Origin of the sequence: Sphingobacterium olei, from assembly GCF_005048855.1 — a bacterium.
Lineage (GTDB): Bacteria > Bacteroidota > Bacteroidia > Sphingobacteriales > Sphingobacteriaceae > Sphingobacterium > Sphingobacterium olei.
This window is the reverse complement of sequence record NZ_SUME01000004.1, coordinates 431,134-447,519: the sequence shown is the minus strand read 5'-3', so window position 1 is coordinate 447,519 and position 16,386 is coordinate 431,134. Positions and strand designations below refer to the sequence as shown.

Here is a 16,386-nt window from a genome sequence, read left to right as displayed (position 1 = left end):
ATAAAAATAGAGCAATTAATATAAATAGAGAAGATTTATTATCCTCTTTATCTATACGTTAAAATTCGTTAAACAACAGCATTATAGCATTCCGAAATTTTATCTTCGTAGCATACGGACACTTATTGATATAAGTCGGCTTACACTTATGCAGAAAATAAATCTACTTTTACAAATAATTCTGATATTTTTGTATCTATAATGCTGAGACACAAAATTAACGGACAATAAGGTACAATAGCAAATAAAAAATAATATACAGATGAAAAAACACATAGGATTAACGGTTTTATTACTTACAACGGTATTTTCATCTTTTTCCCAAGAAAGATTGGTTGACCGCATCGTGGCTACCGTAGGTAATAGTTCAATCTTACAATCCGACCTTGAGATGCAGTATGCACAAGCGCTAGCAGAAGGGAGCAAGCCCGATGAAACCATAAAATGTGCAATTCTTCAACAATTATTAACCCAAAAACTCTTGGCACAACAGGCCGTAATTGACTCCATAGAAGTATCGGAATCGCAGGTGGATGATGAATTAAACAGGAGAATTCGTTTCATGACACAACGGGCCGGTGGTAAAGAAAATTTGGAATCATTTCTAAACCGATCGCTTTTACAACACAAGGAAGAGATGAGACCTAGCGTAGCTGAGCTCTTAAAAGCGCAGCGGATGCAGCAGACTATCGTTTCTAAAATTGATGTAACCCCACAGGAAGTAAAAAAATACTTTGAGAGCTTAGATGCAGATAGTCTTCCTTATTTTGATACAGAGATTGAATATGCACAACTAATTGTTAACCCTATTCTAACCAAAGAAGAGAAGCAAACATTTAAAGATAAGGCAGAAGGATATCGCCAACAAGTCGTAAATGGCTCAGACTTTGGTACCATTGCCCGCTTATATTCTGAAGATGGCTCTGCACCCAGTGGTGGTGATTTAGGATTTGCTACACGTGAATCGTATGTGAAAGAGTTTTCTGCTCAAGCTTTTAGACTGAAAGAAGGCGAAATATCTCCCGTATTTGAAACGCAATATGGATTTCACTTTTTGCAGGTACTCGCCAGAAGAGGTGAAGAAGTGAACGTAAGACACGTACTCGTTAAAACAAAGCCTACACCGGCTGCTCTACAACGCACAAAAGCCAAAATAGACAGTATATACGATAGAATTGCGGCAAAAAAAATGGACTTTAATACGGCCGCATCTTTATATTCCGACGATAATTTCACGAAATATAATGGCGGGGTCGTCACAAGCGAATATGATGGTTCTACATTGATTCCGGTAACCCAGTTAAATGATGTAACCGTATTTAATGCCATAGATCCACTAAAGGCTGGCGAAACTTCTAAATCCGTATTAGTTACCGATAAAAGAACCGGTGAAACATCTTACGTATTATACTACTTGAAGTCGCGTATACCGCCTCACAAGGCAAGTTTAGAACAAGACTTTGCAAAAATCAAGGAAGCAGCTAAACAAAACAAGACCAACATTAAATTGAGTGAATGGTTTGAAACGCGTAAAGACAATACCTTTATCGATGTAAATCCAGATTTCATGACCTGTCAGGAATTGGAAGACTGGGTGAGTACCGGAAAAGTCGCAAAAAACTAGTCGAAACGATAGCAAGAAAAAAGGGAATGATTTACAAGTCATTCCCTTTTTTCTTGCTATCGCTCAAATAACATTTCAATAATCACACGCCACTGATAATCATCTTTCAATTGCCAGACACGAATGTAATTGAATTTAGTTGCTTTATCTTTGGTATGAACGGTTGCTGTGCCCGAAGTAAAAGCAAACTCGCCACTATATGCCCGCCCTACCTCTGCTGGTGTCGTTACGATCTCATATCGTTGCTTTTTTAAAAAGGAAAGCACGTTGTCTTTACCTTCTATTTCCTCCTGCCAAGGATAATAAAAACGAACGTCCTCTGCCAAAAACTCTTTATAAGCTGTCTCATTATTTGCCTTTAAGACAGTTGAAAACAATTCATCCGTCTGAAAAACGATATCTTCGCGTTGCTTCAACCGTACCTGAGACCGGTGTTTTAAATACCAGGAATCGTCAGGCTCGAAATAGATGAGATCGCTAGCTACCTTTTTGCCAAAATTCTCTACCTCGGCACGAATCGCAACTTTCCAATCACCTTTTTTTCCTCTTTTCCAAACAGTCAAATATTGTCCATGCCGCTTAACGGCTCCCACTTTCTGAAATTGCATTTTTCCCGAAGTCAATCCCCAATCTAAACTTCTGGAGACAATCGCAAAATTAGGCTCCCATGACATCACATCAGGAATATTGGGCCTGTTACTTAAATAATTAAACGCATTGACTGTAGAAGGCACATAAAAGATGGACTCCTTATCGATTATTGACATGAATGCAGCGTGTGGACTCTGCATCTTTGCTATTGCGGCCGCATTTTTATCTGCAGCTATAAGTCCGCCTACTTTATCCGGAAGCTGTCCATACAACTTTGTGAAGGAAGTAAGACCGATAAAAAGAAAGGTGTTAAACAAGAAATTAAAATTCATATTTTCCTGAACTATCAAATCTTATTCCAAAGTGTTCCTTCTTTGCTATCTTTTAGTTGAATTCCAATAGCGGTCAGCTCTTCGCGAATACGATCTGAGGTCGTAAAATCTTTATTTTTCTTTGCTTCATTACGCAACTTAATGATCACATTCATCAGATTATCAACACTTTCTCCATCTCCCCCTAACTGATCATCTTGCAGTCCCATAATATCACAAACGAAATGCTGCATCAATTCTTTTATATCAGCCAGCGTCTTTACGTCTACTTGTTGTTTACCGTCATAGACTGAATTGATTACCCTTACGATTTCAAAAAGTTCGGCAATAAGGATCGGGCTGTTAAAATCATCATCCATGGCGGCATAACAATTTGCTTTGATACTTCCTATATTGTGCTGGATCGATGAATTAGCCGAAGGAGTAATCTTATCTAACAGATTAATAGCGGCCATTAGACGCTTATATCCTTTATCTGCCGCATCCAGTGCTTCATTGGAGAAATCGAGCGTACTTCTATAATGTGCCTGTAGCATAAAGAAACGAACCGCCATCGGTGAATAGCCTCTTTGCAACAAAGGGTGGTTGCCCGTAAACAATTCATGTGGCAAAAAACCATTACCTGCAGACTTTGACATGCGCGCACCGTTCACGGTCAACATATTGGTGTGCATCCAATATTTAGCCGGATCAGTATGATTACAAGCTTGAGACTGTGCAATCTCATTGGTATGGTGCGTAGCTGCAAGATCCATACCTCCCCCGTGTATATCAAATTGATCGCCCAAATACTTACGGCTCATGGCCGAACATTCGATATGCCATCCTGGAAATCCGACACTCCAAGGCGAAGGCCAACGCATAATATGTTCAGGTTTAGCTTTGATCCAAAGGGCGAAATCCAATCTACCTTTCTTTTCATCTTGACCACCCAGCTCCCTGGTATTGTTTAATAAATCTTCCAGATTTCTGTTGGTCAAAATCGTATAATTATATTCTTTGATGTATTTTTCTACATCAAAATATACCGTACCATTAGTCTCATAGGCATATCCATTATCGATGATCTGTTTAATCATTTCAATCTGTTCGGATATATGTCCCGTCGCCGTGGGCTCTATGCTCGGTGGAATGGTATTGAATAAACGCAGTACATCATGAAAGCCTATTGTGTACTTCTGAACAATTTCCATTGGCTCCAATTGTTCCAATTTCGCTTTCTTCGCAAATTTATCATCACCTTCATCATTATCACCTTCTAAGTGACCGGCATCTGTTATGTTGCGTACGTAGCGCACTTTATAACCGAGATGCAACAAATAGCGAAATATGAGATCGAATGATACAAATGTCCTACAATTCCCCAAATGCACATCGCTATAAACGGTAGGCCCGCATACATACATTCCCACCATATTGGGATGAATGGGTTCAAATTTTTCTTTCTTACGCGTAAGGGTATTGTATAAAACTAAATTGTGCTGCATAGCATGATACTGCTTAATCTATTTTTGTCTAAAAAACACTTGAATAGGAACTCCTGAGAAATCAAAGTTTTCTCTTAATTTATTTTCAACAAAACGTTTGTAAGGGTCTTTGATATACTGTGGTAGATTACAGAAAAAGGCAAACATAGGTGACCTGCCCGGAATCTGGGTTATATATTTTACTTTGATGTATTTACCTTTTGTCGCCGGAGGAGGATAATTTTCAATAATATCCAACATCACGTCATTCAGCTTCGAGGTAGGGATTTTCTTCGTTTTATTTTGGTATACCTCCATAATTGTTTCTACCGCCTTGAAAATACGTTGCTTTTCAGTTACCGATGTAAACAAAATTGGCACATCATTGAAAGGTGCAATTTTCTCACGGATACGTGCCTCAAATTCCTTGGCTGTTTTATGGTCTTTCTCCACCATATCCCATTTGTTCACGAGGATAACAACACCCTTTTTATTCTTTTCTGCTAAATGGAAAATATTTATATCCTGTGCTTCCAATCCGTCGTTAGCATCGATCATCAGCACCACGACATCCGAGTCTTCAATTGCTTTGATCGTACGCATGACCGAATAAAACTCGATATTTTCGGTCACTTTTGTCTTTCGACGAAGGCCTGCAGTATCAATTAAAAGAAATTCATTTCCAAATTGGTTATAATGTATTCGTATAGCATCCCGTGTGGTACCCGCTATCGGGGTCACAATATTACGATCTTTACCCAGCAATGCATTGGTTAAAGAAGATTTGCCGACATTGGGTCTACCTGCGATAGTAATTTTAGGTAATGTACTCTCTTCTTCTTCCAGCACTTCGAAATGCGAAACCACCTCATCTAACAGTTCCCCTGTACCCGATCCGGTAGCGGAAGAAATGTTAAAGATTTCACCTAATCCGAAGGCGTAAAATTCTGCCGAGGCATGGTGCAATTTTGCATGATCTACTTTATTGGCAACGACGTATACCGGCTTTTTACTGCGGCGAAGAATATTTGCAATGTCGTCATCCAAGTCTGTGACACCTGTTGTGACATCTACCATAAAGAGGATTACTGAGGCTTCTTCAATTGCAATATGAACCTGTTCGCGAATAGCAGCTTCAAATATATCATCCGACCCGTGAACAAACCCGCCCGTATCGATTACGGTAAATCTTTTACCGATCCACTCAGCCTCTCCGTAATGCCTATCGCGCGTGACACCACTAAAATCGTCGACGATCGCTTTACGACTTTCGGTCAGTCTATTATAAAGGGTGGATTTACCTACATTCGGACGCCCAACAATTGCAACTATATTTGCCATATTAATATATATTAAAAACGTTACCTCACGGCAACTCTAAATTATGCTTTTTTTATAAGGTTACAAAGTTACGGATAAATAAGGGATTTTCACCGCTATAAACAAAAATGGCTTTGCAATATAGCAAAGCCATTTTCTAGTGCATAACCGCCGAAATTCGACACCAAGCGATTAATTAGTTGGATTCTGCGTTAGTGTACCTGGATAAGAGTTTATCGCATCCTGCGGAATATAATAGACCACACGGTAATCCGTAGGTGCGATCGCTTCAAACTGTCCGTGCGGACCTGGATACTGCCGGACCAATGATCCTCCATTGCGGAAAACGTCGTAGCTGCGTTCTGCCTGATAGGCCAGTTCTAATTGACGCTCTTTATCAATTCTCTCGCTCGCATTAGACGCATCTAAAGAACTATATCCGCCGTTTACGATAGAACGTGTTCTGATCTCGTTCAAGTCTGTCAGTGCAGCGCCATAGTCCCCAAGTTTAGCATAAGCTTCTGCACGGTTCAGATACACCTCGCCTAACCTACTGATCACTGGCGAATGAAGATGTGAATCTTCACCTTCACGAGAAGCTTTCGTAATATAAAACTGTGGATAAACTCTATTTAAACTAATGAAATAATCAATCACCCCTTGATACGTTTTACCATCCTTATACTGAATACTATAAATTTCTTGTGCTGCGTCAATAGCACTTAAGGTATAGATATCTTGACCTTCTTTGCAAGTTATACTATTACCATTACGTATTACCGTGTCCTGCACATAGTTTAGCACATTCGCACCATCTTCTTTAATGAAACGGAAAACTTCCAAATAAGCACCCGTAGTTGCATTTTTTGAATATGTTGGTTCAATAAAAGCAGCACGTGCATCTATCATTTTGTATTTTTCCGGACGCCAATCATTTCGTCCTGTTTCGTTCAATAAGTCGATGTATTTGGCACTAGCGTACATTTCACCCCAGCCTTGTCCACCAATATTAGCATACATTCCGCCGATTCCGTAATAATGGTCAGAACCAGAAAATTCCGAGGCCACGCGTTTTACTGCAAAAATCGTTTCCGGATTATTCTCGGGCACATAGGTATTGTATTGCATAAATTGATCCCTTGATAAGAGTGCATAATCTCCAGAGTTGATAACCTTATCTGCATAATCAACAGCCAATTGTGCATATGCCGTATTCGGCGATTGATACGTACCGCTCATATAAAGATACACGCGGGATAACATGGCCTGGGCCGCACCTTTTGATGCATAGGAAGAGCCATCATTAATAGTAAGCAACTCCTCTGCCTTCTTTAAATCGCTAATAACCTGTTCGTATGTAGATTTCACCGTTGCGCGATCGGGCAATTCCAAATTGATAACGTCCTCCGGTGTTCCGTTCACGATTGGCACACCCAAATTTGTTTCCGGATTTTGATAATACGGACGCCCATATGCACGAACTAAGTAAAAATACATCATACCACGAATGTAATAGCACTCGCCTAATTCGTTATCAAACGCTGCACTCTGCCCTTCTTCAAACATATTGATCACATTGGAGACTTGTGCAATTGCCTTATATCCCGAATTCCAAAATTGGTTTAACCGGCCATTATTCGGTGTCCGCGCAAATGAAATAAATTCGTAAAAGGCATCCGTAGACGCCCCTCTGATCATCATATTGTCACCAGCATATTCTCCCGCCCGATGCATGGGGTCAGACCATGCTTTCAATTGCGCATAAGCCCCATTAAGTAAAGACGCTAAATACGCTTCCGGATCGTTCTCAATCCGTTCGGAATCCATTGAACCATAAGGCAAACGATCGATATCGCAAGAAGCGAATGTAACCAAGATCGATAATGCAATACATATTTTTTTCATGTTCTTTTCGTTTTTAAAATGAGAGATTAAGTCCAAACATAAATCTGCGTGTAGCAGGGTACACGGATGGACCTGTTGAACCTAAGATTACCCCCCCTGTTCCAGCTAAACTGGCTTCATCATCTTCTTTAAATGGAATTTCGGGATCTACTCCTGAGTATTTGGTAGTGACAAATAAGTTCTCACCGGCAAAAAACACACGTACATTCCTGATGTTGTACCGGCTAAGGTCAACATTATAACCTAGCGTCAATGAACGTAACCGAAGAAAATCACTATCCTCTACAAAACGTGAAGAAACCTGATTTCCCCTGTCCTGATTGTTATACTTTGCGATTGGGTGTGTTGCGTTATCCCCTGGTTGCTCCCAACGACTCCATCCCGGCATTAATTTCATTTGGTTCCGATCAGTATAGGTACCATCTGAATCGTATTCCTGACGTGAGTAGTTGTAGATTTTTCCACCAATCGAATACCCAAAAACAGCGCCTAGATCGAATTGTTTATATCTTAATGCTGTAGAGAATCCACCGAACAAATCCGGCGCAGCTTTACCGAGTTTTTCAAAGGTAGCGGCCGAATAATTTGATGTCGTATTACGTGAAACTTCATTCCCATCCACATCCCGCTCCACTTGATACCACATCGGTGCTCCATTATCTGGATTTACACCCGCCCATTCTTTCAAATAATACGTATCAACCGGAAGACCTGGCTCCAACACACGCTGTGCAGATCCAGCAATACCTAAGCCGTCGCCGATAATAACCGGCCTAACGGCATAATTTCCATTGGCATCTTTTGTCGGATAGAGTTTGGTAAGTCTGTTTTTATTATGCCCGATATTAACGTCTATACTCCACAACCAATCATCATTTCGAATAATGTCACCTCCAACAGCAAGCTCAAATCCGGTATTTCTCATTTCTCCGATATTTTGCCAAATGCTGGTAATACCAATTGTTCCAGTAACTGGAACTTGATATAATATATTATCTGTGTCTTTTACGTAATAGTCAAACGTGGCTCTTACCCGATTATTCAGAAAAGTAGCATCGACTCCCGCTCCTGCAGTGTACGTTTTTTCCCAAGTAAGATCTTTATTACCCTTTTGGCTGATTAATGCTCCAGGTTGACCGTTGTAACTTGAGCTTTGCGATATAGAATAAAGATCATATTGCGGATATAGGGAACTCGGACGGTTGCCTACCGAGCCTTATGCCGTACGAAGTTTCAAAACATCTACCCAATCGGCCTTAAACCAGTCTTCACGGTTAATGTTCCAACCTGCACTAACAGAGAAAAAGTTACCATACTTGGCATTGTCACCAAAATTAGATGCGCCATCTCTACGGAATGAAACCTGAGCGAGGTATTTGTTATCATAAGCATAATGTACATTAGACAAAAAGGACTGAACAGCCCATTCATTGATCTTGCCCCTTGTACGTTCTGGCCTTGTTACAACATCCAGCACTTCAAATCCAGGAATAAAGCCGGTACCATAAGCATCCAATGTTTTTGCTGAATAGTCATTAAATTCATATGCAATCAAACCATTTACAACATGTCTATCCCAGGTTTGATTTGCGCGAAGAATTTGACTGGTGTACCTTCTTGCATATTCTGACCGGTATTCGGTCAGACGCCCGCCCACACTCAGTCCGCCATTAGAACGTGGATCAGTATATCCACTAGCTGAATAATGATTGTACCTGTAGTTATTGACAGATGAGAAACTCAACCAGTTGGTCAACTTAACGTCAAAATCAAGGTTTCCCATAAATTCATAGTTGACATTGGCGGAATGGTTCCATTGCAGGTCATACAAATAGTTGGTGCTTGCATTATTTACCCAACCACTATAACGATGAGGAACTAAGTTACCATCGGCATCAAACGGACTATCCCATGGCAAATTAGAATACATTGCGGTTGTGGAATACTGCCTATCATCTACCCCTCGACGTGCACCAACTAATGACGGCTTTATCGAAAACCACTCAAACGGTTTATACGTTTGTCTGAAGCGAACATTATAACGTTTAAAATCATAACCTTTCACGGCTCCCTTTTCATCATACAGTCCTATGGACATGAAAGACTGAAGTGTCTCCGTCCCCCCTTGGATAGTGGCATTATGATTCTGGGTGAATCCACTTTGCGTCGCTAAGTCCCACCAATCGAAGTTGCTATTGCGTAAGTTTTCGTTCCAACGAGGAAATGAAATATTAGCTGAATTAGCAAACGAAGCATAATAATCATACAATTCCGCTCCATTCATCATTTCCATATTTCCGTTCGTGAGCTCATTAAAGCCGATCTTCGTCGAAAGGTCCACGGTTGTCTTTCCTACTTTTGCATTTTTGGTCGTAACAACAATAACACCATTGGCACCTTGCGAACCGTAAATTGCTGTAGAGGCAGCATCCTTCAAAATGGTCATTGATTCGATATCATCGGGATTTAAATCCCCAGCTCCCGATCCGACGATAACACCATCAATAACCCATAGTGGACTTGTACTTCCACTCAACGTAGCCTGACCTCGGATGACAACACCACCTCTCGCACCTGGTTGTCCGGAACCTGGAGCAACAAAAACACCAGGAGCCTTTCCATTCAGCATATTTTCTACAGACGGTGTAGTTATATCTCTCAACTCCCTACCTTTTACGGTATTCAATGCTCCTGTTAGGCTCTCCCTTTTTTGGGTACCATATCCCACCACTACAATCTCTTCCAGGGCTTGATCGCTTTCATCTAAGATCACCGACAGCACATTTCCGGTCACGATTTCCTCTAGCGTTGAGAATCCAACAGCTGTAAAAATCAATGTCTGACCGTTGCTTGCCTCAATGGAAAAGTTACCCTGAACATCCGTTGAAGTCGATACAGAAGCATTTCCTTTAATGGTCACAGTGACGCCTGCAACAGGCCCAGTAGATGAGGTGACACGGCCAGTTACCGTTTGTTGATAAAATGCATTCGCATGGGTAGTCGAGTCACTTCCAAATACTGAAGCAGTAGGTATACCAAACCCAAGCATCAAGATTGAAGCTAGCCGAAAACTTTTGCCAATGAAAAAAGGACTTGTAAATCTCTTTATCATAAAATTACTTTTAAAGGTTTTTAATTAAACTAACGAAGTTCCATAAGTAGTAGAATTCAATAATTTAACCGCACCAAGTTAACCCAAAGTAACCTAATCAAAAACATAATGTTAAACGAAATCGTTTGCGTAAAACACACAAACGTTTGCATAAACAACCTTTTATAACATTGTTAAAATCTCTGAAAGAAGGGGATCAAGCAATAATCAATTCTTGTAAAGAACAAAAGCTCCGATCTAAAAGATCGAAGCTTTGTTTTAGTAGCGGGGATTGGACTCGAACCAATGGCCTTCGGGTTATGAGCCCGACGAGCTACCAACTGCTCCACCCCGCAATGTATTTTAAATTTCGTTGAGCTAAGCTTTCACTTAGCTCTTTAGTAGCGGGAACCAGACTCGAACTGATGACCTTCGGGTTATGAGCCCGACGAGCTACCAACTGCTCCATCCCGCAATGTATTTTAAATTTCGTTGAGCTAAGCATTGCCTTAGCTCCTTAGTAGCGGGGATTGGACTCGAACCAATGGCCTTCGGGTTATGAGCCCGACGAGCTACCAACTGCTCCACCCCGCAATATATTTTATATATTAAATGCGTTCTTTTGGTCAAAACGCAAGATATTGCTCTCCTTAATTGGAGTACAAAGATATTATTTGTTTCTTTGTAATCCAAATAAAGATTGAAAAATGTCGCACAAAGCAGGATTCGTAAGTATTATAGGTAAGCCAAATGCTGGCAAATCTACCCTAATGAACTCATTAGTAGGGGAAAAGATGTCTATCATCACACCGAAGGCTCAAACAACCCGCCACCGGATTATTGGGATTGTCAATGATACAGATCATCAAATCGTGTTTTCTGACACCCCCGGTGTGATCAAACCCAATTATTCTTTACAAGAATCAATGATGAATTTTGTACAGGGATCTTTGATTGATGCCGATATCATTCTTTTTGTGACAGATATACACGAAAAATATGATGAGAACGATGTGATAGAAAAACTGCGAAAAACCGCTTCACCTGTTGCCGTTTTAATTAATAAAATAGACAAATCCTCGGAAGAAGAGGTCATGGCTAAAATAGAATTCTGGAAAGAGAAATTAAATCCTCACGCTATTTTTGCAATCTCGGCTTTATTGGATCACGGTGTTAACGGCATTATGGCCTATATCAAGGAAAATCTACCCGAGCATGCCCCCTATTACGAAAAGGATGAGTTGACGGACAAATCAATGCGTTTTTTCGTTTCGGAGATGATCCGCGAAAAAGTGTTCAAGCTTTACGACAAAGAAATCCCTTATAGTACGGAGGTGATTGTAACGTCCTATAAGGAAGAAGCTAATATTACACGAATAGCAGCCGAAATTATCGTAGAACGTGACTCCCAAAAAAATATCATTATTGGAAAAGCAGGCGCAATGATAAAAAAAGTGGGTACTTATGCACGTCAGGATATCGAAGAGTTCATCGGTAAAAAAGTCTTTCTCGAACTATTTGTGAAAGTGATTCCTGATTGGAGATCCAAGAAAAATTATTTAAAAAGTTTCGGTTACGACGATTAACAGGAGTGTCTAAAAAAGTGCACTTTTACGTCATTGCGAGCGAAGCGAAGCAATCTTATCGAATCAAAGAAGATTGCCACGTCGTGCCTCCTCGCAATGACGATACCATGTTTTTTAGACGCCATCCAGTGATTAAACTCTTCCTCCGACAGATTCGCTCGCAATGAAGACGATATCGTTCTTTTAGACACATTTTTATTTCTCCAAAAAGTACGTCCGAAGAGCCATTAATTGTTTTTGATTTAATACCTTTTTAAGCTCTTCGTCCGGCTGTTCCTTTATTCGTTTCACGGACTTAAACGTTTTCAGTAGACGTTCTACTGTCGTCTTCCCAATTCCAGGAATATTATCCAATTCCGACACAAACGTCTTGCGGCTTCGCTGGTTACGGTGAAAGGTGATCCCAAATCGGTGGGCCTCATCGCGAAGGTGTTGAATGATACGAAGCGTTTCTGATTTCTTATCCAGATAAAGCGGATACTGATCTCCGGGATAAAACAGTTCTTCCAATCGTTTGGCAATACCGATGATGGTCACTTGTTTTTCGATCCCTAGCAAGCGTAAGCTCTTCAAGGCTGCGCTCAGCTGCCCCTTTCCGCCATCTATTATGATTAATTGAGGCAACGACTGCTCTTCATCTAAAACACGCTTATATCTCCTGTATACAGCCTCTTCCATCGTCGCAAAATCATCCGGTCCTACAACGGTCTTCACATTAAAATGCCGATAGTCCTTCTTAGAAGGCTTTGCATCTTTGAATACCACAATCGCCGATACTGGAAAACTACCTTGAATATTGGAGTTATCAAAACATTCGATATGTCGAGGAAGTACATTCAGTCTTAAGTCCTTCTGCATCTGAAGAAGGATGCGCTCCGTCTTCAATTCGGGATTCAGACGCTCGTACTGTGTCAACCGTTCCTTTTTAAAGTAGGCGACATTCTTAAGTGAAAGCTCTAAAAGCTTAAATTTATCACCCGCTTTGGGTACTGTAAATTTTATGTATTCGGGAACACTCTCGATCTCTAAATCAAAAGGCACAATGATCTCCCGTGAAACACTCTTAAAACGGCTGCGTATTTCCGGAATAGCTAGGGCGAGCAGCTCTGCATCGCTTTCATCCAAGCGCTTTTTCATTTCCAGGGTCTGGGTTTGGATGACAACACCATTCATTACTTTTAGGAAATTCACAAAAGCATAACTTTCATCCGAAGCGATGCTAAATACGTCTACATTGGAAATAGACGAGCTCACTACCGTAGATCTGCTTTGGTAATTACCTAGTTTATCCAATTTCGCTTTTAGGCTGTGTGCAGCTTCAAACTTTAATTCGGCAATTGCATCATTAAGCTGAACCTTCAAACGATTTGTGACCACCGAGATTTTACCGTTCAGGATATCCTTGATGTCGCTTAGATTTTGGCTATAATCTTCCTCCTCTTGAAATCCTTCGCATGGCCCTCTACAATTACCGATCTGGTATTCCAGACATACTTTGTACTTGCCCTTCGCAATATTCTGAGGTGCTAAATTAAGATTACACGTACGCAAAGGAAACAACTCCCTTATGGTATCCAACACAATGTGCATCATACCAACAGAAGCATACGGACCAAAATAGCGGGAACCATCTTTGATGTATTTGCGTGTCCAATAAATTCGGGGGAAATGTTCATTTTTGATCACGATCCACGGATAGGTTTTGTCATCTTTTAACATGACGTTATACCGCGGTTTATGTTTCTTGATCAGATTGTTTTCCAGAAGCCAGGCGTCGATTTCCGTATCCACAATCGTAAATGCGATACGTTGAATTTTGCGTACAAGGACACGTGTTTTCGAATTGAGTTGCCTGTCATTGACAAAATAGGAACCCACACGGTTTCGTAGATCTTTGGCTTTACCCACGTAGATCAATTCACCGCCTTTATCAAAATATTGATATACGCCCGGCTTATGAGGTATCCTTTTTAGTTCTTCTTTATAGTCAAATCCACTCATTGCCTCTATTCTCTACACTCTTCCGATAGGTATTGCGTTAAAGCTGTTAACTAGTATTTTGCCATCCCGACGACAGGAACTGCGAAGCAATCAATCATGCATTTTTATACAAACACAAATGAATAATACCCAAAAAGCCGTGCAGTAAGCCCCTTCAACGAGCTCCAGGATGACAATATTCAATGTATAGCCCTTAACTTAATGACATTGCGTATTGTATTAAAATCCTAGCCGATCGTCATCCAACGGAGGATCTTCTGTGATACCATCGAATTTAGAATATTTACTACAGTCCATTTCTCTTGTCATTCCACCGGGAGGTAAGGTGAAGTCTTCTTTTGAATATTTTAAGTCTTTATCACCATACACCTTCTTCATAAATAAACCAAAAACCGGAAGTGCGGCAGCAGCACCCTGACCATATTGCATATTGCTAAAACTAATACCCCGGTCTTCTGCACCTGTCCATACACCCGCAACCAGCTCCGGTGTAATACCGATAAACCAGGCATCAGAATTATCATTTGTCGTCCCTGTTTTTCCACCCATCGGATAAGTCAGTCCGCCATATTCTTTACGGCGAAGACGACTTCCGGTACCGCCATCTACCACACTTTTTAATATATCGACCATAATATAAGCGGATTCTCCATTCAGTGCTTTCACTACTTTTGGCGCCTTCTCATAAATGGATGTACCGTTCTTATCTTCGACCCGTAGGATCATAGTTGGTTCGATCCACGTCCCGTGGTTCACAAAAGCCGAATAGGCTCCCACCATATCGAAGACAGAGGCTTCATATGCTCCTAAAGCTATCGAAGGATAACTGGGTACATTCGATGTTATACCCATCCTTTTAGTTAATGCCGCAACACTAGATGCACTCACTTCATTTATCACGTAGGCGGAAGCAAAATTTTGAGAGTATTTTAATGCATTCTTCAATGTAATGGGATCGCCACCTTGAACCGTTCCACGCGGCGTCCAATTACCATAAGTTCTTTGATGATTAGGTACAGTAAAACACGGGGAGTAGCCATTATCAATTGCTACCGCATAGGTGAATGGTTTCGCCGTTGAGCCTACCTGGCGTGTTCCCAACTTCACTTGATCATATTTGAAATGCTCGAAATTAATCCCTCCTACCCAAGCTTTAATATGCCCTGTTTGCGGCTCCATAGCCATCATCGCATTCCGTAGCAATAGTTTATTGTACTTAATTGAATCCATTGGCGTCATTACGGTATCAATATTCCCTTTCCATGTAAACAGAGTCATAGGTACTTTTGTATTGAACGCTTTCTTGATATCAGCTTCAGACAGCCCCTCGTTCTTCAACATGCGGTAGCGATCCGAACGTTTCATCCCTGTTTCCAACAATTTCGCATTTTCACCTGTAAATGCATTTCTGCGCTTCCATTGCTTATCAAATTCATTTTGCAGTGTCTGCATCCATTCCTTTTGTGCATCTTCCGCATATTGTTGCATACTATAGTTGATAGGCGTGTAGATACGTAATCCATCTTTATCTAAATCATACGGGCTACCATCTGGCTTGGTAATAGAAAGTCTTTGAAACTCCTTCTTTATTTCCTCTTTTAATACCGCCCGGAAATACGGTGCTAAACCTTCTCCGTAATTTGAAATCCGTAATTTCAATCCCAACGGCTTTTCTTTAGCTGTACTCAGTTCTTCATCACTTAAAAAGCCTTCATCATGCATATTAATAAGAACTTGATTTCTACGCAGTTGAGACTTTTCCGGAAACTTAATTGGAGAATACAAATAAGTACCTTTTAACATGGCTACCAATACGGCGGCCTGCTCTGCAGTCAGCTTATCCGGAGTCGTATCAAAATACGTACGCGCCGCAGATTTAATACCGTAGGTATTGTACGCGCCAAAATCAACCGTATTGAAATACATCATAATAATCTCTTCCTTCGTATAATTACGTTCTAATCGTACAGCGGTAATCCATTCTTGAAACTTCTGCATCACCCGCTTGACCTTATTACGCTCTCTTCTTTCCGAAAAAAGATTCAATGCCAATTGCTGTGTAATTGTGCTCCCTCCCTGCTTATTACCAACCAAAGTGTAAAATATGGCCGTTACCGTTCTAGAATAATCAATTCCCGAATGGCCGTAGAAACGCTTATCTTCAGTAGCGATCAATGCATTGACCAAATGAGGAGATAATTCACTGTATTTTACATTAGACCGATTGTGAACATAGTATGTACCCAATACCTTGTGATCATCGGTCAGTATTTCCGAAGCTAAATTACTTCTTGGATTCTCCAAATCTTCAAAAGAAGGTAGTGACCCAAAAAAACCCATACGCACACAGGCTAAAAATAAGACCGCACAAACAACAATGCCGATGAGGAATTTCCAAAAATTGCGTGTATAGCGGGAAATATCTTCTTGCGTTAATTTATTTTTTTTAGACTCTCTCTTCATTTTAATA

9 protein-coding genes, 3 tRNA genes and 1 pseudogene are annotated in these 16,386 nt (G+C 40.7%); 2 read left to right on the top strand and 11 right to left on the bottom strand.

Annotated elements, in window-relative coordinates; translation table 11 throughout:
* The first annotated feature begins 262 nt into the window (after positions 1-262).
* Positions 263-1,624, top strand: coding sequence for a peptidylprolyl isomerase (locus FAZ15_RS11830; RefSeq protein WP_136901515.1), 1,362 nt, complete (start codon positions 263-265; stop codon positions 1,622-1,624).
* A gap of 56 nt (positions 1,625-1,680) precedes the next feature.
* Here FAZ15_RS11830 and FAZ15_RS11825 read toward each other — a convergent pair whose 3' ends face one another.
* The 9 genes and pseudogenes from FAZ15_RS11825 to FAZ15_RS11790 all read right to left on the bottom strand — a co-directional run bounded on the left by FAZ15_RS11825 (position 1,681) and on the right by FAZ15_RS11790 (position 10,923).
* Complete coding sequence (locus tag FAZ15_RS11825) at positions 1,681-2,547, bottom strand: YybH family protein (protein ID WP_136901514.1); 867 nt, start codon at positions 2,545-2,547, stop codon at positions 1,681-1,683.
* 14 nt (positions 2,548-2,561) lie between these two features.
* Positions 2,562-4,034 carry a cysteine--tRNA ligase gene (cysS, locus tag FAZ15_RS11820; protein ID WP_136901513.1) on the bottom strand — a complete coding sequence of 491 codons (1,473 nt, stop codon included), beginning with the start codon at positions 4,032-4,034 and terminating at the stop codon, positions 2,562-2,564.
* An 18-nt stretch (positions 4,035-4,052) separates the two neighbouring features.
* Complete coding sequence (gene der / locus FAZ15_RS11815) at positions 4,053-5,354, bottom strand: ribosome biogenesis GTPase Der (protein WP_136901512.1); 1,302 nt, start codon at positions 5,352-5,354, stop codon at positions 4,053-4,055.
* A 171-nt stretch (positions 5,355-5,525) separates the two neighbouring features.
* A complete protein-coding gene (locus FAZ15_RS11810; RefSeq protein WP_136901511.1) occupies positions 5,526-7,238 on the bottom strand; it encodes a RagB/SusD family nutrient uptake outer membrane protein in 1,713 nt (570 codons plus the stop codon).
* Positions 7,239-7,251: 13 nt separating this feature from the next.
* Positions 7,252-8,403: pseudogene (locus tag FAZ15_RS22705) on the bottom strand (TonB-dependent receptor domain-containing protein); the annotation flags it as partial.
* A 51-nt stretch (positions 8,404-8,454) separates the two neighbouring features.
* Positions 8,455-10,350, bottom strand: coding sequence for a SusC/RagA family TonB-linked outer membrane protein (locus FAZ15_RS22700; protein WP_202912379.1), 1,896 nt, complete (start codon positions 10,348-10,350; stop codon positions 8,455-8,457).
* Between the two features lie 262 nt (positions 10,351-10,612).
* Positions 10,613-10,685, bottom strand: a tRNA-Met gene (locus tag FAZ15_RS11800).
* A 46-nt stretch (positions 10,686-10,731) separates the two neighbouring features.
* A tRNA-Met gene (locus FAZ15_RS11795) sits at positions 10,732-10,804 on the bottom strand.
* Positions 10,805-10,850: 46 nt separating this feature from the next.
* A tRNA-Met gene (locus FAZ15_RS11790) sits at positions 10,851-10,923 on the bottom strand.
* Positions 10,924-11,036: 113 nt separating this feature from the next.
* Here FAZ15_RS11790 and era point away from each other — a divergent pair.
* Entirely contained in the window at positions 11,037-11,915 is an 879-nt protein-coding gene (gene era / locus FAZ15_RS11785; RefSeq protein WP_136901510.1) for a GTPase Era, read from the top strand.
* 195 nt (positions 11,916-12,110) lie between these two features.
* Here the strand turns inward: era and uvrC are convergent, their stop codons facing one another.
* Together uvrC and FAZ15_RS11775 are read right to left on the bottom strand one after the other, a co-directional pair.
* Positions 12,111-13,916, bottom strand: a complete 1,806-nt coding sequence (gene uvrC / locus FAZ15_RS11780) for an excinuclease ABC subunit UvrC (protein ID WP_136901509.1) — start codon at positions 13,914-13,916, stop codon at positions 12,111-12,113.
* Positions 13,917-14,135: 219 nt separating this feature from the next.
* Entirely contained in the window at positions 14,136-16,379 is a 2,244-nt protein-coding gene (locus tag FAZ15_RS11775) for a transglycosylase domain-containing protein (RefSeq protein WP_136901508.1), read from the bottom strand.
* Positions 16,380-16,386: the final 7 nt, after the last annotated feature.